General features: G+C 56.5%; 20 protein-coding genes. 10 read left to right on the plus strand and 10 right to left on the minus strand.

Going from position 1 to position 24,267, the window contains the following annotated elements; translation table 11 throughout:
- From CDO73_RS11365 to CDO73_RS11390, 6 genes are all read right to left on the minus strand, one after another.
- Complete coding sequence (locus tag CDO73_RS11365; protein WP_088488653.1) at nt 1-2,859, minus strand: Na+/H+ antiporter subunit A; 2,859 nt, start codon at nt 2,857-2,859, stop codon at nt 1-3.
- 38 nt (nt 2,860-2,897) lie between these two features.
- Nucleotides 2,898-3,557: a universal stress protein gene (locus CDO73_RS11370; protein ID WP_088488654.1), complete on the minus strand. Its 660-nt coding sequence runs from the start codon at nt 3,555-3,557 to the stop codon at nt 2,898-2,900.
- 282 nt (nt 3,558-3,839) lie between these two features.
- Nucleotides 3,840-6,032 carry an excinuclease ABC subunit UvrC gene (gene uvrC, locus CDO73_RS11375; protein WP_306437526.1) on the minus strand — a complete coding sequence of 731 codons (2,193 nt, stop codon included), beginning with the start codon at nt 6,030-6,032 and terminating at the stop codon, nt 3,840-3,842.
- 233 nt (nt 6,033-6,265) lie between these two features.
- The gene (gene trxA, locus CDO73_RS11380; RefSeq protein ID WP_088488655.1) at nt 6,266-6,586 is read right to left on the minus strand and encodes a thioredoxin; all 321 of its coding nucleotides are present in this window, start codon (nt 6,584-6,586) and stop codon (nt 6,266-6,268) included.
- A 168-nt stretch (nt 6,587-6,754) separates the two neighbouring features.
- A complete protein-coding gene (gene dnaI / locus CDO73_RS11385) occupies nt 6,755-7,702 on the minus strand; it encodes a primosomal protein DnaI (protein WP_088488656.1) in 948 nt (315 codons plus the stop codon).
- Between the two features lie 255 nt (nt 7,703-7,957).
- The gene (locus CDO73_RS11390) at nt 7,958-9,463 is read right to left on the minus strand and encodes a replication initiation and membrane attachment family protein (RefSeq protein WP_088488657.1); all 1,506 of its coding nucleotides are present in this window, start codon (nt 9,461-9,463) and stop codon (nt 7,958-7,960) included.
- Nucleotides 9,464-9,976: 513 nt separating this feature from the next.
- On the opposite strand from CDO73_RS11390, the gene hemQ reads away from it, so the two are divergent.
- Nucleotides 9,977-10,723, plus strand: coding sequence for a hydrogen peroxide-dependent heme synthase (hemQ, locus tag CDO73_RS11395; RefSeq protein WP_088488658.1), 747 nt, complete (start codon nt 9,977-9,979; stop codon nt 10,721-10,723).
- Nucleotides 10,724-11,079: 356 nt separating this feature from the next.
- Here hemQ and CDO73_RS11400 read toward each other — a convergent pair whose 3' ends face one another.
- Complete coding sequence (locus CDO73_RS11400; RefSeq protein WP_088488659.1) at nt 11,080-12,270, minus strand: NAD(P)/FAD-dependent oxidoreductase; 1,191 nt, start codon at nt 12,268-12,270, stop codon at nt 11,080-11,082.
- 502 nt (nt 12,271-12,772) lie between these two features.
- Here CDO73_RS11400 and CDO73_RS11405 point away from each other — a divergent pair.
- The 7 genes from CDO73_RS11405 (at nt 12,773) to CDO73_RS11435 (ending at nt 18,583) form a co-directional block, all read left to right on the plus strand.
- On the plus strand, nt 12,773-13,747 hold the full coding sequence (locus CDO73_RS11405) for an NAD(P)/FAD-dependent oxidoreductase (RefSeq protein ID WP_088488745.1): 975 nt from the start codon (nt 12,773-12,775) through the stop codon (nt 13,745-13,747).
- A 343-nt stretch (nt 13,748-14,090) separates the two neighbouring features.
- Nucleotides 14,091-14,291 (plus strand): hypothetical protein, encoded by a 201-nt coding sequence (locus tag CDO73_RS11410; protein ID WP_088488660.1) that lies wholly within the window; start codon nt 14,091-14,093, stop codon nt 14,289-14,291.
- Between the two features lie 21 nt (nt 14,292-14,312).
- Nucleotides 14,313-15,002, plus strand: a complete 690-nt coding sequence (locus tag CDO73_RS11415) for a TraX family protein (protein ID WP_088488661.1) — start codon at nt 14,313-14,315, stop codon at nt 15,000-15,002.
- Between the two features lie 78 nt (nt 15,003-15,080).
- Entirely contained in the window at nt 15,081-15,401 is a 321-nt protein-coding gene (locus CDO73_RS11420) for a hypothetical protein (RefSeq protein WP_088488662.1), read from the plus strand.
- 253 nt (nt 15,402-15,654) lie between these two features.
- The gene (locus tag CDO73_RS11425) at nt 15,655-16,695 is read left to right on the plus strand and encodes an ABC transporter substrate-binding protein (protein WP_088488663.1); all 1,041 of its coding nucleotides are present in this window, start codon (nt 15,655-15,657) and stop codon (nt 16,693-16,695) included.
- Between the two features lie 173 nt (nt 16,696-16,868).
- On the plus strand, nt 16,869-17,789 hold the full coding sequence (locus CDO73_RS11430; protein ID WP_088488664.1) for an ABC transporter permease: 921 nt from the start codon (nt 16,869-16,871) through the stop codon (nt 17,787-17,789).
- Complete coding sequence (locus CDO73_RS11435) at nt 17,789-18,583, plus strand: ABC transporter ATP-binding protein (RefSeq protein WP_088488665.1); 795 nt, start codon at nt 17,789-17,791, stop codon at nt 18,581-18,583. The genes CDO73_RS11430 and CDO73_RS11435 overlap by 1 nt, the downstream gene beginning before the upstream one ends.
- 161 nt (nt 18,584-18,744) lie before the next feature.
- Here CDO73_RS11435 and CDO73_RS11440 read toward each other — a convergent pair whose 3' ends face one another.
- From CDO73_RS11440 to CDO73_RS11450, 3 genes are all read right to left on the minus strand, one after another.
- The gene (locus tag CDO73_RS11440) at nt 18,745-19,395 is read right to left on the minus strand and encodes a DUF421 domain-containing protein (protein ID WP_088488666.1); all 651 of its coding nucleotides are present in this window, start codon (nt 19,393-19,395) and stop codon (nt 18,745-18,747) included.
- 357 nt (nt 19,396-19,752) lie between these two features.
- Nucleotides 19,753-20,667, minus strand: a complete 915-nt coding sequence (gene hprK / locus CDO73_RS11445) for an HPr(Ser) kinase/phosphatase (protein ID WP_088488667.1) — start codon at nt 20,665-20,667, stop codon at nt 19,753-19,755.
- 165 nt (nt 20,668-20,832) lie between these two features.
- On the minus strand, nt 20,833-21,195 hold the full coding sequence (locus CDO73_RS11450) for a HesB/IscA family protein (protein WP_088488668.1): 363 nt from the start codon (nt 21,193-21,195) through the stop codon (nt 20,833-20,835).
- A gap of 405 nt (nt 21,196-21,600) precedes the next feature.
- On the opposite strand from CDO73_RS11450, the gene mqnE reads away from it, so the two are divergent.
- Nucleotides 21,601-22,707, plus strand: a complete 1,107-nt coding sequence (gene mqnE, locus CDO73_RS11455) for an aminofutalosine synthase MqnE (protein ID WP_088488669.1) — start codon at nt 21,601-21,603, stop codon at nt 22,705-22,707.
- A gap of 203 nt (nt 22,708-22,910) precedes the next feature.
- Complete coding sequence (locus CDO73_RS11460; RefSeq protein ID WP_088488670.1) at nt 22,911-23,975, plus strand: NAD(P)/FAD-dependent oxidoreductase; 1,065 nt, start codon at nt 22,911-22,913, stop codon at nt 23,973-23,975.
- Nucleotides 23,976-24,267 lie beyond the last annotated feature (292 nt).

Consider the following 24,267-nt stretch of genomic DNA (forward strand, 5'->3'; position numbering starts at 1 on the left):
TCAGTCTTCCCCCTTTATCGTAAAGATGATATTCATGACGACGCCGACGACCGCCAGATAGACGCCGAGATCGAACAAGACGGCCGTCGCCAGTTCCGTATCGCCGAGAATCGGCAGATGGAAATGGCCGAAAGCGTGGCTGAGAAACGGAACGCCGAATACGAATGATCCGGTCCCGGTCAAGATCGCGATGCTCAATCCGATCGCGGTCAGAATACGGTAATTCACCCGGATGACGCGGCGGACCGTATCCATGCCGAACGATACTGCCAGCAGGATCAGCGCGGCCGCCGTCATCAGAGCCGCGATGAAGCCGCCGCCCGGATCGTTATGCCCTGCGAAGAACAGATACAGCGAGAAGGCGATGATGATCAGCACGATCACGCGGGACATGGTGCGCAGGATCACGTCGTTCGAGACGAGCGGGAATCCCGATCGGCCCGAAGAAGAACCTGCTGCCTGTCCGCCGTTCGGATTCGTTTTGACGCCAAGCTTGATCAATCCGTAAATGCCCAGCGAAGCGATGCCGAGCACCATAATTTCGAACAACGTATCGAAGCCCCGGAAATCGACGAGAATGACGTTGACGACGTTCTTGCCGCCGGCCGATTCGTAGCTCTCGCGCAGGAAATATTCCGAGATCGGTTCGAACGGACTGCTGCCCATCGCCGCCAGCGCGACCAGCGTCATCGTGACGCCGACGCCTCCGGCGACGATCAGATTCGTCCATTTGAAAACGGGCTTCTCTTTTTCCCGCTTCAGCTTCGGCAGGAATTTGAAGCAGAGCAGGAACAAGATGACGGACACCGTCTCCACGATCATCTGCGTCAGCGCCAGATCCGGCGCGCGGAAGACGAGGAACAACCCCGTGACCATATAGCCGACCGCGCCCGTGAACAAGATCGCGTTGACCCGCGAACGGGCGAACGGCACGGCCGCCGCTGCGGCCAGCATCACGATCACCATCGCGACTTCGTAGAACGTGATCGGCGCGTAATCGTCCATGCCGAGCCGGATATTCGGCGACAGCAGCAGCGTTCCGCACAGCGAAACCGCCAAGAACAGCAGAATATAGATCAGATAACGGCGCACCGAACCCGTCATGTAGAGATCGGTCGCTCGCCGGCCGCCGTTTTCGAGCAGCGACAATCCGCCGTTGTACGCGCGGTTCAACGTATCCCGTCCGCTCCATTCGCGGTCGAGCAGGCTGAAGCGGGTATAGGTCCGGTACAGCAGGATGCCGAGCAGTACGACGCCGAGCGTCATGAACAGTTCCGGCGTCCAGCCGTGCCAGAAATGGATCGAGACATGGGCCGTTTCCGCCGTCAAGCCGTTTCCGCGGATCGCGGCAGTCGCCGGGTCGATCAAAGCGGACGCCAAAGCATTCGGGATGAGCGCGAACACGACGGCCAGCGAGACGAGCAGGATCGGAGCGGCGAGCAGCCCCGCCGACGCTTCGTGCGGCAGTTTGTCCAGCTTATCCGCTTTGACTCGGCCGCCGAACGTCTTGAATACCAGAATCATGCTGTAGACGAACGTGAACACGCTGGCAACCCAAGCGACGATCGGAAGCAGCAGCATCCAAGACTGCGCGCCGGCGGCATCGAATTCCCAAATATTGACCATCGCGGTAAAGAACATTTCTTTGCTCAGAAATCCGCTAAGCGGCGGCAGGCCGGCCATCGAGAACGAACCGATCAGCGCGATGGCGAACGTAACCGGCATGAGTTTCATCAGACCGCCCAGTTTGCGCAGATCGCGCGTGTTGGCTTCATGATCGACGATGCCGACGACCATGAACAGCGAACCTTTGAACACGGCATGGTTGATCAGATGGAACACCGCCGCCGTCGTCGCCAAGCCGAAGAACGCGGCCCGCGCCGGATCGTCGTAGAAAGCGGCCGCCGAACCGACGCCGAGCAGACTCATGATCAAGCCCAATTGGCTGATCGTCGAATAAGCGAGCAGCGCTTTGAGATCCGTTTGGCGAATCGCTTTGAACGAACCGTACAGCAGCGTAATCAAGCCGGTCAGCGAGACGATCCAGAACCATTCGGAGCCGCCGGCGAAGATCGGACTCATGCGGGCGACCAGATACAGCCCCGCTTTCACCATCGTCGCCGAATGGAGATAGGCGCTGACCGGCGTCGGCGCTTCCATCGCGTCCGGCAGCCAGATATGGAACGGAAACTGCGCCGATTTGGTGAACGCGCCGAGCAGTACGAGAATCATCGCGGGCAGGAATAAAGACTGTCCGGACAGGTCGGCGGCCTGCGCGGCGATCTCGCGAATGCTGTAGGTGCCGGTCATGCCGTAGAGCAGATTGAAGCCCGCGAACATGGCGAGGCCGCCGAACACCGTGATCAGCATCGACTTCAGCGCGCCGTACCGCGAACGCTCGCGCCGGTACCAGAACGCGATCAACAGGAACGAAGCGATGCTCGTCAATTCCCAGAACGCGTACAAGACCATCAGATTGTCCGACAAGACCACGCCCAGCATAGCCCCCATGAACATCAGCAGATACACGTAGAAATGACGGATCGACTCCGAACTCTTGCCCATGTAGAACATGGAATACCAGACGACGAGCGAACCGATGCCCGTAATCAACAGAGCGAAAAGCAGGCTCCAACCGTCGAGAGTCAGCGACAGGTCGATCCCCAGATCCGGCATCCACGGCAGCGAGACGAATTCGGACTCGCCGCCGCTAACTGCCGGAATCCGGCTAAGCAGGTACGCGAACAGCAATGCCGGGACAGGCAGCACCGCCCAACCGGGATGAATGCGGGGCAGCGCGCGCATCAGCGGAATCAAGGCCGCCCACAGAAACGGAATCAAAATCAAGACATGCAGCACGTTTGAGCGTTCCTCCTTCCTTCAAACGAATGGCCGGCTTATTTTTCGAACCATTCGCCTTGCACGATTTTCAGATATTCGGCTTGACCGTTCTTCACGACTTTGAATAATCCGCTGTCGAAATCGGTATCCAATTCGCGGAAAAACAAGCCTTCCAACGATTTTTCCGGAAGTTTTTTATCCGCGATGCTTTTGCCTTCGGACAGCAGGACATAACGGCCGCCTCGCGGAACGAGCAGCGCGGGAAATCCTTTTTCATGCGTCTCTTCGAGCATCTCCGGATACCGCTGCACGGCGACGATATGCAGATCGATCGCGCCGATCCGGTCGAGCAGGTCGTCCACGAAATCGCCGTGCGTGATCTCGTGCCAGAACGATTGGCTGGCCCGTCCGACGATGATCTGGGTCACGCCCGTTTCTTTCGCCGCTTCGGCGATCACGTCGGCCGTTTTCTGATTGCCGCCGCATTTGCGCTGCATGAATTCGCCGCCGGCTTCCTCCGTCTGCTTCCGCCATGCCGACAGATATAACTCTTTCTCCGGACTGTAAGTCTCCTGCCTCGCCGGATCGACCGTCAGCACCCGAAGCGGCGCGCCGAGCAGGTTCGCGAGCCGGCTGCCGCGCTGGATCAACCGCTGTCCGTGCGGCCCGTAGTGTACGCAGACCAGAATGCTTTCGTTATGCGTTTTGCTCTCCATCATCCGACCTCCAATTTTGCATTTTCTCTCTATTACCCTTGCTTTACCTCTTAAAAAAACGCAAAAAGAGCCCGCTGTTGGCAGGCTCCTCCGGGTAAATCCTATACAATTACTGACCATTATATCGGGGCGGATCGAAAAAGTAAAGGCAGGCCGAGGCAAAGCGCTGCACGCCCGGTTCCGCCGCGATCGGCGGTCTGGCGTCGATCGCGGCGGAAAAGCCGCACGTAACGGCGATTCCGCTCTGACGCGCGGCTTAACGCGGCTTAAAGCTTGCCGCGTTTACGCTTCGTCTTTGAGCGCGTCGAGAATCTGCCGAGCCAGCTTGTCGCCGATCGACAGCGGCCGGAAATCTTCGACCGACGCTTCGCGGATCTTCTTGAGCGAACCGAAATGCTTAAGCAGCGTCTGACGGCGTTTCTCCCCGATCCCGGGGATGGAATCGAGCCGGGAAACGACCATCGATTTGGCCCGCTGTTCGCGGTGGAACGAGATCGCGAAGCGGTGCACTTCGTCTTGGATGCGCTGAAGCAGATAGAATTCTTCGCTGTCGCGCGGCAGAGGCACCACTTCGGGCGGATCGCCGCTCATGAGCTGAGCGGTCCGGTGCTTGGCGTCTTTGACCAGCCCGGCGACCGGAACGCTCAGACCCAGTTCGTTCTCCAGCACGTCGATCGCGACGGAGATCTGGCCTTTGCCGCCGTCGACCAAGACCAGATCGGGCAGCGGCAGATTTTCTTTGAGCACGCGCTCGTAGCGGCGGCGGATCACTTCGCGCATCGTCGCGTAATCGTCCGCGCCTTTGACCGTGCGGACTTTGTATTTGCGATACTCCTGTTTCGCCGGCTTGCCGTCGAGGAAGACGACCATCGCCGACACGGGATTCGTGCCCTGAATGTTCGAGTTGTCGAACGCTTCGACCCGGTGCAGGCCGTCGAAGCCCAGCGCTTGGCCCAGCCGGTCGGCCGCGCCGCTGGTGCGTTCTTCGTTCCGCTCGATCAAGCGGAACTTCTCTTCCAGCGAGACGCGCGCGTTCTCGCACGCCATCTCCACCATCTTGCGTTTGGACCCGCGCTTCGGCACGAGCGCTTTGACGTTCAGCCACTGCTCAAGCGCAGCGGCTCCGTTCAGGTCGCCCAGCCCCGACGCGCCGCGCGCGTCTTCCGGCTGCCCGTCTTCGGCCTGCGGCCCTTCCGGCGCGGCTGCGCCCGCTTCTTCCGCGGACGCGGCGGCTAGATACTCCGCCTTCGCTTCCGCCGCGAGCGGCAGCGCTTCGTCCGCGCCACCGTTATACCCGGCCGCTTCGCCGGCCTCTGCGGCGCCCGCGAGCGCGCCGCCGCGATCCGCGGCCAAGCCCGCCTGCGCCGCTTCCGCGGCTTCGCCCGACGAATCCTCGTCGCCGTCGTCTCCGTCCGCGTCGGCGGCCTCGTTCGCCGCCATGATGTCCGCGCGCGAAGCTCCCGCGAGCGGGAGATCCGAACCTTCGATCGGGCTGTTGCCTTTCTCGTCGTAAGGCAGCAGAATCTCCTGCGGCAGCGCGGGGTTGTCGCTGTAATACTGCGCGACGTAAGACAAGAAATCGGCGTACGCTTCGCCGTAGAACGGGAAACTCGACGCGTGCCGTTCGATCATTTTGCCTTGGCGGATATAGAGAATCTGCACGCACATCCAGCCTTTATCGACCGAATAGCCGAACACGTCCCGGTCTTTTTTGTCCGTGGCGTTGATCTTCTGCTTCTCCATGACCGCTTCGATGTTCAGAATCTGATCGCGCAGTTCTTTGGCCCGCTCGAAATACAGGTCTTCGGCGGCTTCTTCCATCTTGCGGCGCAGTTCTTTTTTGATCTCTTCGTGGCTGCCGCCGAGGAAACGCGCGATCTCGTCGCGAATGCCGTCATACTGCTCTTTGTCGATGTCTTTGACGCACGGCGCGAGACATTGTCCCATATGGTAGTACAAGCAGACTTCTTTGGGCATGACGCCGCATTTGCGCAGCGGATACATCCGGTCGAGCAGCTTCTTGGTCTGCTGCGCCGCGTACGCGTTCGGATAAGGTCCGAAATATTTGGCTTTGTCTTTCAGCACGCGGCGCGTGACTTCCAGCTTCGGATGGCGTTCGTTCGTGATCTTGATATACGGAAACGTCTTGTCGTCTTTGAGCAGCACGTTGTAGCGCGGCTGATGCAGCTTGATCAGATTGCACTCCAGAATGAGCGCTTCCATATTGCTGGCCGTGACGATATATTCGAAGTCGCGGATATCCGCCACCAACCGCTGCGTTTTGCCTTCGTGGCTGCCGGTAAAATACGAGCGGACGCGGTTTTTGAGAATCTTGGCTTTGCCGACGTAGATGATGGTGCCTTCTCTATTTTTCATCAGGTAACAACCGGGAAGTTCCGGCAGCAGCGCCAGTTTGTCCCGAATGTGTACCATCGCTTTTTCCTGCTCCTGAATGGTTTCGAGGTGCGTATCCAATCCGTATTCGACCTCCCTGTATGCGTACGGCTTCTCGATCTGCGATACCTTGTTTGGGTTGAATTACCCTTTTTATTATACGTCAAAAACGCGCGCGGCACACGGAAACCCGAACATTCGCTCTCCTGCCGCGCCGCCGCGTCTTTTCGGACGGACGCAAAAACCCCCGGCATGTGCCGGGGGCTTGACCGCTTCGTCTTCCGATGCCGGAGACGATCGACGGGCGTAAGAGATTACTCGTGTTTAGCCAGTACGCCTTTCAGCGCTTCTTTGGAGTTCACGCCGATCAGTTTGTCGACCGGTTGTCCGTCCTTGAAGAAAATCATCGTCGGAATGCTCATGACGCCGAAACGGGAAGCCGTTTCCGGGTTGTCGTCGACATTCACTTTCGCGATTTTTACTTTCTCGCCGACTTCGCCGTCCAATTCGTCCAGAATCGGAGCCAGCATCTTACAAGGTCCGCACCACGGTGCCCAGAAGTCCACCAGTACGGTACCTTCGCCGGTTTCTACTTCCGTTCCGAAATTTTGGTCCGTTACATTTACGATAGCCACGGAAAATTCCTCCTTATATTGCATCAAATTTATCATAAATCGCATAACTAAACATAACTTGCGATGATCTACCTGTCAATTATAACACGAAAATCCGGTTACCGAAACATCTTATTGTATTCTTTTATAAATAAATTACATTTTGTAAGTGAAGATTTGATGAAGAAGTCAACCTCGCTTATTCTCGCCCAGCACGCGGACGACTTCCACGAACGGCGAGATCCGGTTCATCAACCGCTGGCCTTTGTACGCTTCTTCGCCGTCTTTGTTCGTGAAGCTGAGATGCTTCTCCAGATCGGACAACGAATAATTGGACGTGTAAAAAGTCGGCTTGCGGTTCATGCGGTAGTTGAGGATCGAACCGAGTACGTGATCGCGTACCCACGGTCCCATATTTTCCGCGCCGATATCGTCGAAGATCAACAGATCCGTCTCTTTCATCAGCTCGATCGTATCGCGCAGCTTCTCGCCGTCTTGGATCATCGATTTGACGTCTTCGACGAAATCGGGCATATAGACGATCGCGCCGGAATGGCCCTGCTTCGCCAGTTCATGCAGCAGGTAGCACATTAAGTACGTTTTGCCCGTTCCGAACGGGCCTTCCAGGTACAAGCCTTTTTTGGGCAGTCCGACGGTCTTCGTCTCGTTGATATACCGGAAGACGGTACCGACGGCCGGCGAACGCGCCGGGTCTTTCAGCATGATCTCGACTTCGTCGTAGCCTTCCTGAAGCGCGCGTTCGTCCACGTAGAAGCTGCGAATCCGGCTGCTGATCTGCTGGTCGCGTTCATGGGCAAGCTGAAGATTGCACGGCGATTTGGAATCGCGAATCCGAAGCTGGCCGTTCACGTCGTCAACGTTCAACTTCGTATAATGGCCTTGAAAATCGTTCGGACAATTCTCCAGCCCCGGGCAATTCGCGCAGTTTTGTTTTTCCTTCATATATTCGTACAGCCGGCTCAGGTTGCGCGTGAGTTCTTGTTCCGTCAATTCCGGATAACGCAGCCTGAGTTGGCGCACGTCGGGCTCGTTCAGAATTCGGCTCTTCAAATCTTCCGTCTGCTGACGGATGCGCGAACCGCCGAACTGCTTCAGCACGTCGCCGATCGAATCCATTCCCACGGGTGGGTTCCTCCTCCTTTCTGGGGGCGCTCCGTGATTGCGGAGAACGCTCCGGCTTGGTTTCCGGGGCGCTCCGTGATTGCGGAGAACGCTCCGGCTTGGTTTCTGCCTTCGGACTAAGCGTCCTCAGGGAAAGGAAATCCAAAAGTCGCTTTTCTCCGCAATCACTCCGCTTGGGCGAAGGATTTTTTACTTCTTTAAAAATCCTGTTCGCAGGAGCTTCAACTTCTAGTGTTTTCATAGCTCCGTTTAAGGCTGAGGTTTGTTCTTGCTCGCCTTCATCTCTTCGGCCAGGCGCACGTATTCGGCGAATTCGGCGTCGCTCACGGCGGTCTGGACCGGGGTGTTCTGTACGATCGGCAGTTCCGGTTTGCCTCGGGAAGCTTTGCTCTGCGTACGCGCGCGGCCGCCGCTCGTAGCGGAGGCTTTGCGGGCCGGGTTGTCCTGATCGCGGATATAGCGGACGGCTTTCTCGTAGGTGTCGATCTGGCGAAGCAGCATATTGGAGGCGATCGAATCGACGAAGTTGCGGCTGATCCGTTGTTCGCCGTCTTTGCCGAGCAGCGTGACGAGATAATGGATCAGCACGTTGATGACTTCGCCCGGCAGTTTGTAGCTGAGGTCGATCTTGCCGAACATGTCGAGCCACGGCCCCGGTACCGCGCCGGGGAAAAAGTTGCGCAGCAGGCCGGTGTAAGGCTCGTTGCGAAGCAGCATATTGTATTGATGAATATCGCATTTCGACCGGAACTGCGACGGCACTTCCAGATAATATTCCATCTCCACCGCATGTTCGACCGGCGTATCCGGCGCGGCCGGCTCTTCGGGGCGAACGGCGCGGGCCGCGCGAAGTTGGCGTTCTTCGGTCCGTTTGGCCGTCTGGCGGAAGGTCAGATTGGCCCGATTCTGAAGATTGTCGAGCAGCAGCTCGCCTTCGCTGCTGAAGATGCCTTCTTCGTCCAACAGTCTGACGATATCTTCGACGTTCAGGTCGAACTTGCGGGCCACGTGATTGATCATCGACATCTGCTCCCGATTATGCCGCAGTCCTTCGACGAACGTCCGGTTGCGCGAACCGCGCGGGAAATGCAGGATCACGTCGGAATAATCGAACAAAGGCTCCTCGGCGGGCATATTGCGGCTCGGCCGGCGGGCAGGCGAAGCTTCGGTCAGCGCCTGTTCCAGCTCGTAGTCGATGACATGCGTGTTGAGTTCGAAGATCTCGTAGAACGGCTGCGAAATGTTTTCTTTGGCCGAACGGCCGATCTCGCCCAATTCTTCCGGTTCTCCGCTCCAAAAACGCTCTTGCAGCGCCAACACGGCAAATTTGCCGATTCGGTCGCGGAGCAGCAGCGTCAAATGCTGCGTGGCGAAAAAATCCGACGGCGGCAGCGGCTGCTGCAATTCGTATTCGTACATATAATTATCCTGCTCCGGCAGGTACAGACGATGGGTCTGAAGCAGCCCCACCGCTTCCAGCTTCGAAGCACTCTCGATCATCAGCGTGCGGCCGCGATCGTTCGGCTCGATTCCGAGCGTCAGGAACAGGCTCCGCTGCTGTTCCGGCTTGGAGTATCCCGTCTGTTCGGCCGGAAGATGCTGAGCGAACAGGCGATACAACGCGACGGCGGACGCGCCCACCATCGGCTGATAAACGAGGGTCAGCATGCGCTCATCCAAGCTGCTTAAGCTAAAGTCTCGGTAGGTATAATAACGGTGATGTTCCGTGTAGTGCAGCAGGCTTTTCATGCGCATCGGCGGATGTCCCCCTTGTCCTTGCAAATTGCTTCTGAAAATAGACGTGCTCCGCGGAACGCGCCCTTGCTGTGGACAGGTTCGTTGGAGCTTCTCTATTTTACCACAATTCCTCCGACAGAAAAGCGCGGAAAGAAACCAAAATTCCGCGAATAGCCGACGGCCTCGTGTCCGCAAGCTTCAGCGCTTCGAAATTCGCAGCTTTTTGCGAACGCGAGTTCCGCTTGGCGAGTACCTTGACCGCATTGAATTTAAGGTTTTCGAGGGACGCAACCTAACCGCTTAAGCGATCAAGGTACGATTCGTTCGCGGCCTCGCTCCGAAGATATCGTTCTTTTTTTTTCCGCAAGCTTGAATTGCCCTGCCCTTCTCCCCTGCGTTACAATGGAAGATGGGAGTTCCCGGAAACGCCGATTCGGCGATAGACGGGACTTGATTTCGAAGGATCGATTTTTGCGGGAAAGCTTGTGAAAATCTCCACCATACAATCCGATTGAGGAGTGAACGAATAAGATGAACGAAGCTACGCTGACGCTCGAAGGCTGGTACTGTCTGCACGATTTCCGTTCGATCGACTGGACGCGTTGGAAAGCGGCCGATCAGGAAGAACGCGCGGGCGCGATGGAAGACCTCGAAGAATTCATGCGGGAATTCGCCGTAACGGCGCAAGACGGACAAGGCAGCACGGCGGTCTATACCGTCGTCGGCCAGAAAGCGGATTTCGTGTTCATGTATCTGCGCGAGACGTTGGAAGACTTGAACCGGATCGAAACGGCGTTTAACAAGACCGATTTCGCCAAGTTTACCAAAAAAGAATATTCCTACGTAAGCGTCGTGGAACTGAGCAACTATCTGGGCAAAGAAGACGAAGATCCGATGCAGAACCCGCACGTCGTGGCGCGTCTCAAACCGGAACTGCCGAAATCGGCTTACATCTGCTTCTATCCGATGAACAAAAAACGCGATCTGAACGACAACTGGTACATGCTGTCGATGGACGAACGCAAATCGATGATGCGCAGCCACGGCCTGATCGGACGCAGCTATGCGGGCAAAGTGAAACAGATCATCACCGGTTCCGTCGGCTTCGACGATTGGGAATGGGGCGTGACGCTGTTCTCGGACGACGCGCTCCAGTTCAAGAAACTGATCTACGAGATGCGTTTCGACGAAGTCAGCGCGCGCTACGGCGAGTTCGGTTCGTTCTTCGTAGGGAATCTGCTCGACTGGGAAAAAGCTCAAGAGATGCTGAAGGTGTAATGTTCGGCGGAAAAACGAGGGAATTGAGCGCTTTGGACGACTGTTTCGGTCGTCTAGGGCGCTCTTTTTTGCGAGTAGGCACGGGCGCGCATGTTTGTGCGGGACGTCCGCCTCAATTTAGGGCGGGGAAAGGGAAAGGCTGAGCGAAGCTGAGCTCTCGCTCGGGAGGCGGCTGCGCTGCCGGGCGATTCGAGGCGCCGGGAATTTTACGACACCTCGAATCGGGGCGCATGCTTGGCGCAGCCCGCGCTTTCAAATGCGGCAAGAAACGCGAAAAAGACCGCCTCGCGTTCCGCTTGCGCGGGGCGAGGACGGCCTTGTTCGATCAAATTGCGATAAGGTTCAAAAAGCTCGGCTTACAGGAAACGCCCTTTTTTCAACACGAGACCCATGCCGCCGATGATGAACAGGTAGCGGGCATCGACCACTTTTTTCAGTTGGGCTGCCGGCCAGCCTTTGATCTTCTTGCCGGCTACGACGGCAACGGCTTCGCCTTTGCCCAGGGAAGCGACGGTACCTTTGTTGCTGAACACGAATTTCTCCGGCTGTTGGCCGCGGATCGTCGCGATCAGGTTCTTCGCCAGACGTTCGCCCTGCTGCATCGCGATTTGCGCGGTAGGCGGGTAAGGACGGCCTTCAGGTCCGATCATGAGCGAGCCGTCGCCGATGACGAATACATTGTCGTGACCCGGAGCTTTGAGGTACTCGTCGACTTTGACGCGTCCGCGCATCGCTTCGAATCCGGCATCTTCGATCAGGTGGTTGCCGCGGATACCGCCGGTCCATACGACCGTCTTGGATTCGATGCGTTCGCCTTCGCCGATCGTTACGCCGTTTTCGTCGCAGGCTTTGACCGGTACGCCGATACGGAACGTTACGCCTTTTTTGGTCAGGGTGTCCATCGCGTACTTCACCAGCTCCGGATCGAAGCCCGGCAGCGCGGAAGGAGCCGCTTCGACGTTGTACAGACCGATCTTCGAAGGGTCTACGCCGTATTGTTTAGCCAATTCCGGCAGACGGTTCGCCATTTCGCCGACGAACTCGATACCCGTGAAGCCGGCACCGCCGACTACGAAGTTCAAGCGGGTTTCGTCGCCGTCTTTTTTGAATTCTTTGAATTGCGTTTCGATATGCTCGCGGATGGCGCGAACCGAGTTGATGCTGCGGATCGAGAACGCGTGCTCTTTCATGCCCGGGATGCCGAACGTTTCCGGGTCTCCGCCCAGCGCGATCACGAGGTAATCGTACGACAGCGTGCCGTCTTCCAGCACGACTTGACGTTCTTCCGGCTTGATCGCCGTTACGTTCGACTTCACCAGATCGATCTTGAATTCGTCGATCAGGTTCGAGATTTTCTCGTAAGTCTTGCTGTCCGGCTGCGTGCCTGCTGCCGGCATGTGCAGTTCCGTCGTGAAGTAATGATAGTCGTGACGGTTAACCAGCGTAACGTCGGCCTCGTTGTTTTTAAGCTTTTTTTGCAGGTTTTGAGCCGCCAGGATACCGCCGTAGCCCGCGCCCAAGATAACGATTTTCGGAATGCTGTTCATGATTCGCTTACCCCTTTTCGATTCGATAGTCTGTTCAATGGTCTTTTATTGGGATAACCCTCAGAGGGTCGAAAACTCATGTGAAAACTTACACAAAATCGACGAGACTTCTCCCATCCGTCATTTATCCCGTCCGCACTTGACTGCGACTTTTATCACATACATTGTACGCTTTTCACGACAATATTTCAAAACAAAATTTGCATTTCTGTCGCATAACGGACAAAAAAAATTCAAAGTTGTCGAAGAGCAGGAGCTGACAAGGCGTTAACACGGGCTTTTCGCTCGATCTGTCGCTTCGCGATTTCGTACACCGGTAAACAAACACCCGCATGCCAAAAAAAGCCGGGAATTCGCTTTGCAATCCGGTGAAAAACGAGTTTATAATGAATAAGATCACGAAATAAATTCATTGCGATAGATTCAGAACGATTCATAGCCTAATGCTTCATACCTTATCGGAGGTGCTTATCAAGTGACAGAAATCCATAACGGCGAAAACATGGCCGATATTCTCATCATCGGAGGCGGTCCCGCAGGACTGTTCGCCGCTTTTTACGGGGGCATGCGTCAAGCGTCCGTGAAAATTATCGAAAGCATGCCGCAGCTCGGCGGGCAGTTGGCCGCGCTTTATCCCGAAAAATATATCTACGACGTAGCCGGATTCCCGAAAATCACCGCACAGGAATTGGTTAACCAGCTCGTGGAACAAATGAATCATTTCGAGCAGGAAATCTGCTTGGAAGAAAAAGTCGTCGGCGTGGAAAAAGAAGACGAACGCCGCTTCAAAGTCACCACCGACAAAAGCGTGCATTACGCGAAATCCGTCATCATCACGGCCGGCGTAGGCGCGTTCGAACCCCGCCGTCTGGGATTGGAAGGTTCGGAACGCTTCGAAGGCGCCAACCTGCATTACTTCGTCAGCGACCTCAGCAAGTTCGCGGGCCGCAAAGTGCTGCTGAGCGGCGGCGGCGATTCCGCGGTCGACTGGGCGCTGATGCTGGAGCCGATCGCCGAGAAGGTCACGCTGGTCCACCGCCGCGACAAGTTCCGCGCGCACGAACACAGCGTGGAGAACCTGATGGCGTCGAAAGTCGATATCGTGACGCCGACCGAGATCACCGAACTGATCGGCGAAGAACGGATCGAACGCGTGGTGCTGTCTCACGTAAAATCCGGCGAAACGCAGGAGATCGAAGTGGACGACGTGATCGTGAACTTCGGCTTCGTGTCTTCGCTCGGCCCGATCGCCGAATGGGGCATCGAGATTCAGAACAATTCGATCGTGGTCGATACGCGTATGGAGACGAGCGTTCCGGGGATCTTCGCGGCCGGCGATATCACCACGTATCCGGGCAAGCTGAAGCTGATCGCGGTCGGATTCGGCGAAGCGCCGACGGCCGTCAACAACGCCAAAGTCTACTTCGATCCGGAAGCGAAACTGTCTCCGGGACACAGCAGCAACATGAAACGCTAATTATCCACAAAATCGACACAAAGTGCCCGTATGTTGCCCGTTATGCCTTCCAGCGCCGCGGCGCCCGGTATAACGGGCTTTTTGTTTGTTCATAACCTTGCGCTTATCCCCTGTTTTCTGTGGGCAAGCTGTGTATAATGTGGGTACAAAACGCTTATGCGCTTGAACTGCCGCTGTGGATTTGGGGATAACGTTATGCACAACCCTTCCTGTTGCCCGAAGTCGCGTTCGTCATGGTATGATGAGAGCGAAACGTGACAAATCTCCTTTTATCTATAGACTTTCATGCGCTTTTCGCGGACTCTGATCCGTTTCTATCTTCTGTATAAGGAGGAACCTCTGCGTGGAAAATTTCGCACAAGGCCTGTATTGGGTCATTTCGATCGCCGAAGTCGTCATTCTGCTGATGATTGCCGTCTTCATGGTCATGCTGGGCATCAAATTTTCGAAAGAAAAGCGTTTCGGTCCCGTGATCGCTTTCGCCGTTTTCCTGATCGTCTGCTTAACGTTGACTTGGTGGAGCGTGCAGGACAAATTCCTATAGCAGACGGAGGAGGAAGCCCGTATGCAATTGATTGCCATGCTTACGATGCTGATCGACCATCTGGGCTACGTCTTCTTCCCGGATGAACGCTGGATGCGCATCGTAGGGCGAATCGCGTTCCCGATCTACTGCTATCTGCTGGTAGCCGGCTACCGCCGCACCCGCAGCAAAAAGCGTTACGCGATTCGTTTGTTCGTACTGGCGCTGCTGTCGCAGATTCCGTTCATGTTCGCCTTCGTCACCGACGGCGTCAACGTCATCGGCACGCTGTTCGTCGCGCTGATCGTGATGATGATCATCGATCGTTTCGAAGGCCGTATCGGGCTTCAAGTGCTGATAGGCGCTCTGCTCGTCCTCGCCGTTCAGGTTCCTCTGGAGGCGCTGAACTTCGATTATGCGGTATACGGCGTGCTGACGGTACTCGTTTATCGGTATCTGCCGAGCGCTTTGGGTATGCTCGCCGGGCAGTTCGTGCTGAATATCCTGTTTATTTTCGTGTTCCATTTCAGCAATCCCATCCAGCTCTACAGTTTGATCACGACGGTCTTTATCGCCGGGCTGCGATTGGCTTCTCCGGAGACCCGAACCGAGATTCGCTTGCCCCGTTGGTTATGGCGAGCGTTCTACCCGGTTCATCTGGCGATGATCGCGCTGGCGGAATGGTGGTATTACGGCGATGCGTACGCGGGATACATCGAATGGTTGTTTTGATGTTTCGCTCTCCCGAATTTCGGGTACTAGACCCTGACGTTTCTTTTTAAACACATAAGGAATCTGGGGGAGTATCATATGGTGCTCGCGCGCACGTTCAAAGGAGTCGGCGGTCTGTTCGAGTTGATGCTTGGCCTACCGCTGCTCGGCGGCATGGCGGTCATGGACAGCGGTTGGGGAATCGCCTCGATCATGTTCATGCTTCATGCCGTCACGCTCGTGATGTCGCTGCAGCATCGGCAATCGTTCTACGGGTCGGCGGCAGGCATCGTGACCTGCCTGCTGTCGGCCGTTCCGATCGCAGGGATGTTCGGTCACTGGATTACGGCCGTGCTGCTGCTGCTGAGCATGGTCGATCGGTACGGAACGGGCACGGTCGGCCGCGTTCGCCGGCCGTAATGCCGCATTTCGCGAACGACCCGCGCTTCGAAATCGCTTCGATTTCGGACGCGGGTCGTTTTTTATTATTCCGAGATATCATTTTCGGATTGACTAGCGGTAAATAATCAACGTAATATAGGAGAAACGTTGGCAGGCCGCTTCTTTTTCGCCTTTTTTTGCTTTCGCACTTTATCAAACGAAAGCGACAATGCGGTTTCGCGGTTTTTCGCTAAAAGACGAGGTTTTTTTACTAGAGAGGGGTTTACGATTTATGTTGAAAAAGAAATGGCTTCCGCTCGCTTTGACCCTGTCGCTCGCCGCTCTTGCCGGCTGCAGCCAGAACGGATCGTCTACCGCTACGACGGGAGGCGACTCGGCCGGTACGGACAAAGACGCCAAAACGTACAAAATCGCCATCACGCAGATCGTGGAACACCCGTCTCTTGACGCGACTCGGGAAGGATTCGTCGCCGCGCTCAAAGATGCCGGCATCGTCGAAGGACAGAACCTGACGCTCGACTACAACAACGCGCAGGGCGATTCGACCAACAACCTGTCGATCGCGCAGAAACTGTCCAGCGCCAAAAACGATCTGGTCTTCGCGATCGCGACGCCTTCCGCGCAAGCGGTAGCGGCGCAAGTCAAAGAAACGCCGGTCGTCTTCGCGGCCGTTACCGATCCGGTCGGCGCCAAGATCGTCGCCAGCATGGACAAACCGGGAGCCAACATCACCGGCGCTTCCGATACGAATCCGGAAGCGATCAAGCAGCTTGCCGATTTCGTGGCCGAACAGCTCCCGGATATCAAAACGATCGGTTTGGTCCTGAACGAAGGCGAACCGAACGCGGTCGTGATGGCCGATCGCGCGGAACAGGAATTCGGCGCGCACGGCATCAAGCTGGTCAAAGCGGCCGTGACCAACACGTCCGAAGTGCAGCAGGCGGCGCAGTCGCTGGTCGGCAAAGTCGACGCGCTGTATATCACGCTCGATAACACCGTCGTCAGCGCGGTCGACACGATCATCAAGATCGCCAACGACAACAAGCTGCCGTTCTTCTCCAGCGACCGCGATACCGTCGAGAAAGGCGCGTTCGCGACCGTCGGCTTCAAATACTACGATCACGGCTACCAAGCCGGCGAGATCGCGGTGCAGATTCTCAAAGACGGCAAGAAACCGGCCGATATTCCGGTCGCGATGCAGGAGAAGCTGGATCTGATCCTCAACCTCAAAGCGGCCGAAGCTCAAGGCGTCGAAGTGACCGACGACATGAAGAGCAAGGTTCAAGATCAGGCCAACAATATCATTCAATAAGAGTCGTCCAATAACGGTCATTCGGTAAACGAAACGCGGCAGGCTTGCTGCCGGGCGCGGTTACCTATCGAAACGGGAGAAGCACTCGCTTCATCCCGTTTTGTCTTCCCGGCCCGTATTCGTGCGCCGCGCGGATTCGGGACCTATCCTTTCAGGCACAGGAGGCGTCACTTATGTTCGAAAACTTCGTCGGCTCGCTTCCCGGCGCCGTTTATCTGGGGCTGTTATACGCTCTGATGGCGCTCGGCGTCTATATCACGTTCCGCATTCTCGACTTCCCCGACCTTACGGTCGACGGGAGCTTCACGACCGGCGCGGCCACGGCCGCCGTCATGATCTCGCACGGCATCTCGCCGTGGATCGCTTCGCTGACCGCTATTCTGGCGGGCATGGCCGCCGGCGCGTGCACGGGGCTTCTGCATACCAAAGGAAGGATCAACGGGCTGCTGTCCGGGATTCTGATGATGATCGCGCTCTACTCGATCAATCTGCGGATTCTGGGCATGCCGAACGTCTCCATCATGGGCGAAGACACGGTACTCGGCGCTTTCCCGCCGATTCCGTTCATGATCGTGCTCGTCTTGATCTTCAAGTTCGCGCTCGACGCGTTTCTCAAGACCGATCTCGGCTTGTCGCTGCGCGCGACCGGCGACAATAAACGCATGATCCGCAGCTTCGGCGCGAATACCGACAACACGACCATTCTCGGCATCAGCTTGTCGAACGGCCTGGTCGCCTTGTCCGGCGCGCTGATCGCGCAGCAATCGTCGTTCGCCGACGCCACGTCGGGGATCGGGATGATCGTTATCGGCCTCGCTTCCGTCATTATCGGCGAAGCGCTGTTCGGCGCCAAGACCGTGTTCCGCGCGACGCTGGCCGTCGTGCTCGGTTCGATCGTGTATCGCATCGTCATCTCGCTGGCGCTTCAGATCAAAGGCTTCGAGACGTCCGACCTCAAGCTGATCACGGCGATCATCGTCATCGTGGCGCTGGTCTTCCCGACCGTGCGCGGCGCGATCAAGCAGCGCGGAGCCGCCAAGAAACGTTCGGCCGAACTGCTGCAATCCATCAAGACGGCGGGAGGCGATCGCTGATGCTGCATATCTCCAATGTCTCCAAGCTGTTCAATTCCGGCACCATCGACGAGAAGATCGCTCTGATCGGTATCGAGCTTCGGCTGAATCCCGGCGATTTCGTCACCGTCATCGGCAGCAACGGCGCCGGCAAATCGACCCTCATGAATATGATCTCCGGCGTCATGAAGCCGGATACCGGCGAGATCGTCATCGGCGAACGCGCCGTGACCTCGCTGCCGGAACACAAACGCAGCCGCTGGATCGGCCGCGTGTTCCAAGACCCGATGGCCGGTACAGCTCCGCATATGACCATCGAAGAGAATCTGGCGATGGCCTACCTGCGCGGCAAGCGGCGCGGCTTCTCTTTCGGCGTCACGCAGGCCCGCCGCAAGATCTTCCAAGCGGAACTCAGCCGCCTCGGCATCGGCCTCGAGAATCGGCTGAGCGCCAAAGTCGGCCTGCTGTCCGGCGGCGAACGCCAAGCGCTGAGCCTGCTGATGGCGACGTTCACCCGTCCGCAGATCCTGCTGCTCGACGAGCATACCGCGGCGCTCGATCCGTCCCGCGCCGAACTCGTCACGTCGCTGACCGAAGAGATCGTGCGAGACATGAACCTGACTACCTTGATGGTCACGCACAATATGGAGCAGGCGATCCGCCTCGGCAACCGCCTCGTGATGATGGACAAAGGCCGGATCATTCTCGACATCGGCGAAGCCGACAAGAAGAACCTGACCGTCGAACGACTGATGACCGAATTCGAACGGATCAGCGGCCATAAGATGGCGGACGACCGGACTTTGTTGGGGTAAGACTTCGATCTTGAATGTGGTTTCGTAACAAAAGCTGCCCGAATCGCGGATCGCGACGGGCAGTTTTTTATTGCTTTTAGCTTGCCGCCTTTCCTATCGCTGTTGCGTTTCGCGTTTGCTTTTTCTTTTGACCTGACTCTCCTGCCGGCCAGATTCTCCTATCATTTCTCCCCGTCCGGGTATTCCACCACCAGCAGCCCTCTTTCTTCCGACCATTCCGCGCAGAAGATTCGCCGCACGTTATGAAATCCTTGCTGACGAAGCTGCTCTCGCACCCAGTTTTCGTCCGTTTCCCGATCGATATCGGCCTCTACGATTTCCCCCGTATTCACCAACAGATAAGAAGGCTTTTTCACCGAATCGCCCTCCTGCGGAATCAGACTGATGCTGCCTGCCGTTTCCAGAATGGCGTAAGAAACGTCGGTCAACGAGAAGATGCCCTGCTGCCGCAGAAGCGAACGGAACTGCTCGAGCTCCATCTTGTTTTTGAGAAAAGCGTCCACATTCAGCTTTCCGTCCGCGATCAGCATAGCGGAACGCCCTTTGATCGCCAACCTTGCTTTTTCCTTTTTCCGAACGAAAATTTCGATCCCGAACACCATGACGCTCCACAGCACGATCCCGGCCAGCAGATGCCCGACCCCCACCTTATCGTCATACAGCGATTCTTCCAGAATCCCGCCCAGCACCAGCAAATAAACCAGATCGAACGGCGTAGCCTGCGACAGCTCCTTTTTTCCCAGCAGCCGGACCACGATAATCAACGCCGCCAACCCGATCATCAATTTCAGGATCAGCGTGAACATTAACATGTCCGAACCTCCTCTATTCCATATTTTCCATCCTCTTGCTATCCTTATAACCTTTATCCCGGAAACGAAGCTGCCTTTGCCCGGTTCTTTATCCTATCTCTTCACGCTTTCTTTCTCTCTTCTCCATAGCAAAAAAGCCTTCCCGCTGCGCGGAAAAGCTCTTGATCTTGTCTCTTCTCCCATCCCTTAAACAAAAGAGACGCAGTTCTTGAATGCCGCCTACAGGCGAGCCGAGTCTGCATGGGAACGACTTTCGGCTTTCCTCCCCTTCCTTCTATCCCTTTTTTCAATCAGAGGGGAGGAAAACGAGCTCGAGTGACCAGGCAGAATCGGCGAGCTCCCCCGCGGGCATTCCGATTAAAGAGCTTCGTCCTCCAACCGACTCATAAACTCTTCCGCCGCGCTGTATCCGAGCTGCTTCAGATACCAGTTGTTCGCCGCCGCTTCGATCAAGCCCGACGTATCGCGGCCCGGTTGAAGCTGAAGCTCGATATGCGGGATCTTTACGCCCAGATATTCCGTGAACTGCTCCGCGACTTCCAGATCGTTGTTGAGCGCTTTGTCTTCCCACGGCGTCAGCTCAATATCCAGCACGATCCGCGTCTCGTCTTGGAACGCCGTTCTTCCGTATTGGCGCACCACGTTGATCAATCCGACGCTGCGCAGCGCCAGAAACTCGCGGGTGATCGTGTTATGCGTGCCGAGCAGCGTGGACGGTCCGAGTTTTTTCAAAACGACGATATCGTCCGCCACGAAGCGGTGTCCGCGTCCGATCAGCGTATGCGCGGTTTCGCTCTTGCCGATGCCGGAACGCCCGCGCAGCAGCACCCCGATCCCCGAGACGTTGACGCACACGCCGTGGATGGACATTTCGGGCGCCAACGCTTTGAGCAGATAGCCGTCCAGCTTCGTCAAAAACTCGGTCGTCTTGTCCGGCGTCCGCAGCAGCGGAATGCCTTCCTGGTCGCAGTACATCTCGAGGAACGGAATCTCCTGCAGCCCCGTCGTCACGACGAAGCACGGCGGATGGTATTTGACGATATTGCCGATATGCAGCCTGCGCTCCTCGACCGTCTGCTGGAGCAGATAAGTAATCTCTTTGCGACCCAGTACCTGTACCCGGTTCATCGGAAAATAATCGAAATAACCGACGAACTCCAGGCCGGGACGGTGGGCTTTGGAACGGGTGATCTCGCGGTCCAGCCGGTCTCCTCCCGCCAACACTTCCAATTTGAACGCCTTAACGATATTTTCTACCGTGACGGACTTCATGCGATCTTCCTCCTTGAATCCTAAAATAAACGCTTTGCGCCGTAATTCACAACTCGGAACGCACGGCAACGAAGGGAATGCTCCCTCGGCGTATGCGGATAAAAAAAGCTCCCAGCCCGGAAATGGCATCCAAGCTGAAAGCTTCTTGCAAACGTTCCTGAATCCTCAGTCGCAAGGCTGCGCCAGAACTTCGTCTTCCTCGCGCGTGCGGAACGAAGAACCGCATCCGCATGTCGCCACCGCGTTCGGATTGAAGATCGTGAAGCCTCCGCTCATGCCGGATTCTTCGAAGTCGACTTGCAGGCCGTTCAGGTACTTCAGATCGTCTTTGGCTACGACCACCTTCAGATTCTGTACGTTCATATATACGTCGTCCGTGTCGGACTCTTCATTGTCAAAGCCCATCGCGTACGAAAAACCGCTGCAGCCGCCGCTGGCTACGCCCAGTCGAAGAAACATGCCCGGCGTCTCTTGCTGCTCCAGCATCTCTCTGATGCGCGAAGCCGCCGCTTCCGTGATTTCGATCATGGTTTTTCCTCCTTTACGCTTTCTCTCTGCATTATACGCCTCCGCGCTTCGCGACTCAAGCATTTCGGTAAGCCGGACGAAGTCCTTGTCTGCCGTACGCTGCGTACTTCTTCGGGACCGTATAAACGCCCACCGTATTGCCCCGTTCCGCGAGTAGGTTTATAATGGGGTGGAATGATGCTTTAAATTTTCGGAATTTCGACAAAAAGAGCGAGCAGGCTTCGTCCGGCCGCTCGATGTAACTTTTTTCACACTTTCAGAAACGGATTATCCGTTTCAGCAAGATAGCTGCCGCAGCCTGCGGCTTTGTTTTTGTCGGTCGTTCACTTTTTCCGGTCCGCTCTCGGACCTGCCCGCTCCGGCGTTCGCGCGCCGCCCCGGGATCTACAAGGAGGTTTCACATCTATGTCCACAATCATCAATCCGACAGCGGATAAACGTATGGCTGAGATCGCAGAAAAGGTCCATAACGGGCAGCGTTTGAGCTTGGAAGACGGCGTTTATTTATATCAGAGCGACGATATTCTGACGATCGGACAGCTGGCTAACGAAGCCAATCTGCGTAAGAACGGGAAGAAAGTCTACTTCATCGAGAACATGAGCCTCTACTTCACCAACGTCTGCGAAGCGCACTGCGCGTTCTGCAACTTCCGCAAAGACCAAGGCGAAGAAGGTTCGTACACGCTGAGCGGCGACGAAATGGTGCGCTACGTCGAAGAGCATATCACGCCGGGCGTGCGCGAGTTCCATATCGTCGGCGGCCACAACAACCATGTGCCGTTCCAATATTATGTCGATTCGCTCGCCGCGCTGAACAAACACTTCCCGGACGTGACGATCAAAGCGTATACGGCCGCGGAAATCGATTTCTTCACGCGCATCAGCGGCTTGTCGATCGAAGAGGTGCTCAAAGCGCTTCAAGCCGCGGGCTTGAAATCGCTGACGGGCGGCGGCGCGGAGATTCTGTCCGACGAATACCGCAAAAAGATGCGCGTCGACAAAGCCAACGTGGACCGTTACCTCGAAGTGCACCGTACCGCGCACAAGCTCGGCATGCGTACGCACACTACGATGCTGTACGGTTCGATCGAGAGCCACGAAGACCGCGTCAACCATATGATCCAGATTCGCGAACTTCAAGACGAGACGAACGGATTCATGGTATTCATCCCGCTGTCCATGCAGCCGAAGAGCCGCAACGCCAGCATCATGCGCCGCAACTCGGCTTACGAAGACCTGAAGACGATCGCGATCAGCCGCTTGATGATCGACAACATCGACCATATCAAAGCTTACTTCATTAATATCGGAACGCAGCTCACGCAGATGGCGCTGACGTTCGGCGCTTCGGACGCGCACGGCACGATCATCAAAGAACGCATCAGCCACGCGGCGGGCGCCGTGACTCCGGAAGGACTGACGCGCAAAGAGCTGATCTGGCTGATCAAAGGCGCCGGTCGCATCCCGGTCGAACGCGACACGTTCTACAACGAGATCGAAGTGTACGAGTAATCGCCGAGCTTTTGCACGGCAGGCCTGCGTTCGTACGCAACTCACGCGGTTGAGGCGCGATTGCGCTTAGACTTCGCATCCGATCGGGACGAGCCCGCAATCGCGCAGCCCGGTTGTTTGCCCGAGCCCGACGATCCGATGCCGGTGCGGGCAGGCGATCGGCTCCGGCCGATCCATCATTCCACTCACAAGGAGAACTGCTTATGAAAAATCTCGTTATTCTCGGCGGGGGCTACGGCGGCCTGACCATACTGGACGAACTTCTCGACCATCTACCATCCGATGTGAATGTGACTTTGATCGACCGGCTTCCTTTTATGGGCCTCAAGACGGAATATTACGCGCTCGCGGCCGGAACGGTCTCCGACCATAAGCTGCGGATTTCTTTCCCGGATCATCCGCGGATGACCAAGCATTTCGGTACCGTGGAACAGATCGATATCGAAGGCAAAAAAGTGCTGCTGCAAAACGACGAGCCGGTGCCGTACGACCAGCTCGTGGTCGCCTTGGGCTGCACGGATAACTATCACGGCGTGCCGGGCGCGGACGAATTCACGTACAGCATCCAATCGCTGCACGCTTCGCGCCGCACCAACGACAAGCTCAGCAGCATGAAGCCGTCCGCGCACGTGCATATCGTCGGCGGCGGCCTGAGCGGCATCGAATTGGCGGCCGAACTGCGCGAGAGCCGGCACGATCTTCAGATCACGCTGCTCGACCGCGGCGACCGCTTGCTCTCTTCGTACCAACCGCGGATCTCGCGTTACGTGCAGGAATGGTTCAAGAAGCACGACGTAGAGATCTGCCACAAAGTCTCGATCAGCCGCGTCGAAGAAGGCGCGCTCTATAACGGCGACGAACTGATGCATACCGACGCCGTCGTCTGGACCGCCGGCATCCAGCCGGTCGAAGTCGTGCAGAAGATGAACGTGACCAAAGACCGCTCGGGGCGCGTCGTGGTCAACGAATATTCGCAGATTCCGGATCATCCGGAGATCTTCGTCTGCGGCGACTGCGCCAGCTTGCAGTTCGCTCCGAGTGCCCAAGCCGCCGAAGCGCAGGGCGAACAGATCGCCCATGTACTGCTGGCGTTCTGGAAAGACGAGAAGCCGAAGCTTAAGCCGATCAAGCTCAAAGGCATGCTCGGTTCCCTCGGCCAGAAAGCCGGTTTCGGCTTGAACGTGATCGGCGATACGTCGATCACCGGCCGCGTGCCTCGTCTGCTGAAGAGCGGCGTCCTGTGGATGTCGAAGCATAACTTGGGTTAGAGGGGCCGGCTTCTCGCAGCCGGTAAAATCCGATTTGTTTAACCGGGCCGTAAGGCTCCGGAGAACTTGATTCCGATCGCTTGTTGTATTCGGGAAATTGGATTGACTCTATATTTGAGATTTCCCGAATACAAAGGCGACCGCTGACGCTTCTTCATTCAAGTTCCCCTACGCCTTCAAGCCCTATCACAAATTTAATTTTCCCGCCCCAAGAAGCCGAACTTTAACCCAGTTCGGCTTCTTTTTTGTTTCTAAGATAACAAGCCTTTCACTTTGTAGAAAAGCAAAGAAA

The sequence above is a fragment of the Saccharibacillus sp. O23 genome (assembly GCF_002205895.1).
Lineage (GTDB): Bacteria > Bacillota > Bacilli > Paenibacillales > Paenibacillaceae > Saccharibacillus.

What these genes read in the sequence shown, in the direction of transcription:
- CDO73_RS11370 (WP_088488654.1), bottom strand. Translation starts at nt 3,557, where the DNA reads ATGGAGAGCAAAACGCATAACGAAAGCATTCTGGTCTGCGTACACTAC.
- dnaI (WP_088488656.1), bottom strand. Translation starts at nt 7,702, where the DNA reads ATGGATTCGATCGGCGACGTGCTGAAGCAGTTCGGCGGTTCGCGCATC.
- CDO73_RS11390 (WP_088488657.1), bottom strand. Translation starts at nt 9,463, where the DNA reads ATGCGCATGAAAAGCCTGCTGCACTACACGGAACATCACCGTTATTAT.
- hemQ (WP_088488658.1), top strand. Translation starts at nt 9,977, where the DNA reads ATGAACGAAGCTACGCTGACGCTCGAAGGCTGGTACTGTCTGCACGAT.
- CDO73_RS11400 (WP_088488659.1), bottom strand. Translation starts at nt 12,270, where the DNA reads ATGAACAGCATTCCGAAAATCGTTATCTTGGGCGCGGGCTACGGCGGT.
- CDO73_RS11405 (WP_088488745.1), top strand. Translation starts at nt 12,773, where the DNA reads ATGGCCGATATTCTCATCATCGGAGGCGGTCCCGCAGGACTGTTCGCC.
- CDO73_RS11415 (WP_088488661.1), top strand. Translation starts at nt 14,313, where the DNA reads ATGCAATTGATTGCCATGCTTACGATGCTGATCGACCATCTGGGCTAC.
- CDO73_RS11420 (WP_088488662.1), top strand. Translation starts at nt 15,081, where the DNA reads ATGGTGCTCGCGCGCACGTTCAAAGGAGTCGGCGGTCTGTTCGAGTTG.
- CDO73_RS11425 (WP_088488663.1), top strand. Translation starts at nt 15,655, where the DNA reads ATGTTGAAAAAGAAATGGCTTCCGCTCGCTTTGACCCTGTCGCTCGCC.
- CDO73_RS11430 (WP_088488664.1), top strand. Translation starts at nt 16,869, where the DNA reads ATGTTCGAAAACTTCGTCGGCTCGCTTCCCGGCGCCGTTTATCTGGGG.
- CDO73_RS11435 (WP_088488665.1), top strand. Translation starts at nt 17,789, where the DNA reads ATGCTGCATATCTCCAATGTCTCCAAGCTGTTCAATTCCGGCACCATC.
- CDO73_RS11440 (WP_088488666.1), bottom strand. Translation starts at nt 19,395, where the DNA reads ATGTTAATGTTCACGCTGATCCTGAAATTGATGATCGGGTTGGCGGCG.
- hprK (WP_088488667.1), bottom strand. Translation starts at nt 20,667, where the DNA reads ATGAAGTCCGTCACGGTAGAAAATATCGTTAAGGCGTTCAAATTGGAA.
- CDO73_RS11450 (WP_088488668.1), bottom strand. Translation starts at nt 21,195, where the DNA reads ATGATCGAAATCACGGAAGCGGCGGCTTCGCGCATCAGAGAGATGCTG.
- mqnE (WP_088488669.1), top strand. Translation starts at nt 21,601, where the DNA reads ATGTCCACAATCATCAATCCGACAGCGGATAAACGTATGGCTGAGATC.
- CDO73_RS11460 (WP_088488670.1), top strand. Translation starts at nt 22,911, where the DNA reads ATGAAAAATCTCGTTATTCTCGGCGGGGGCTACGGCGGCCTGACCATA.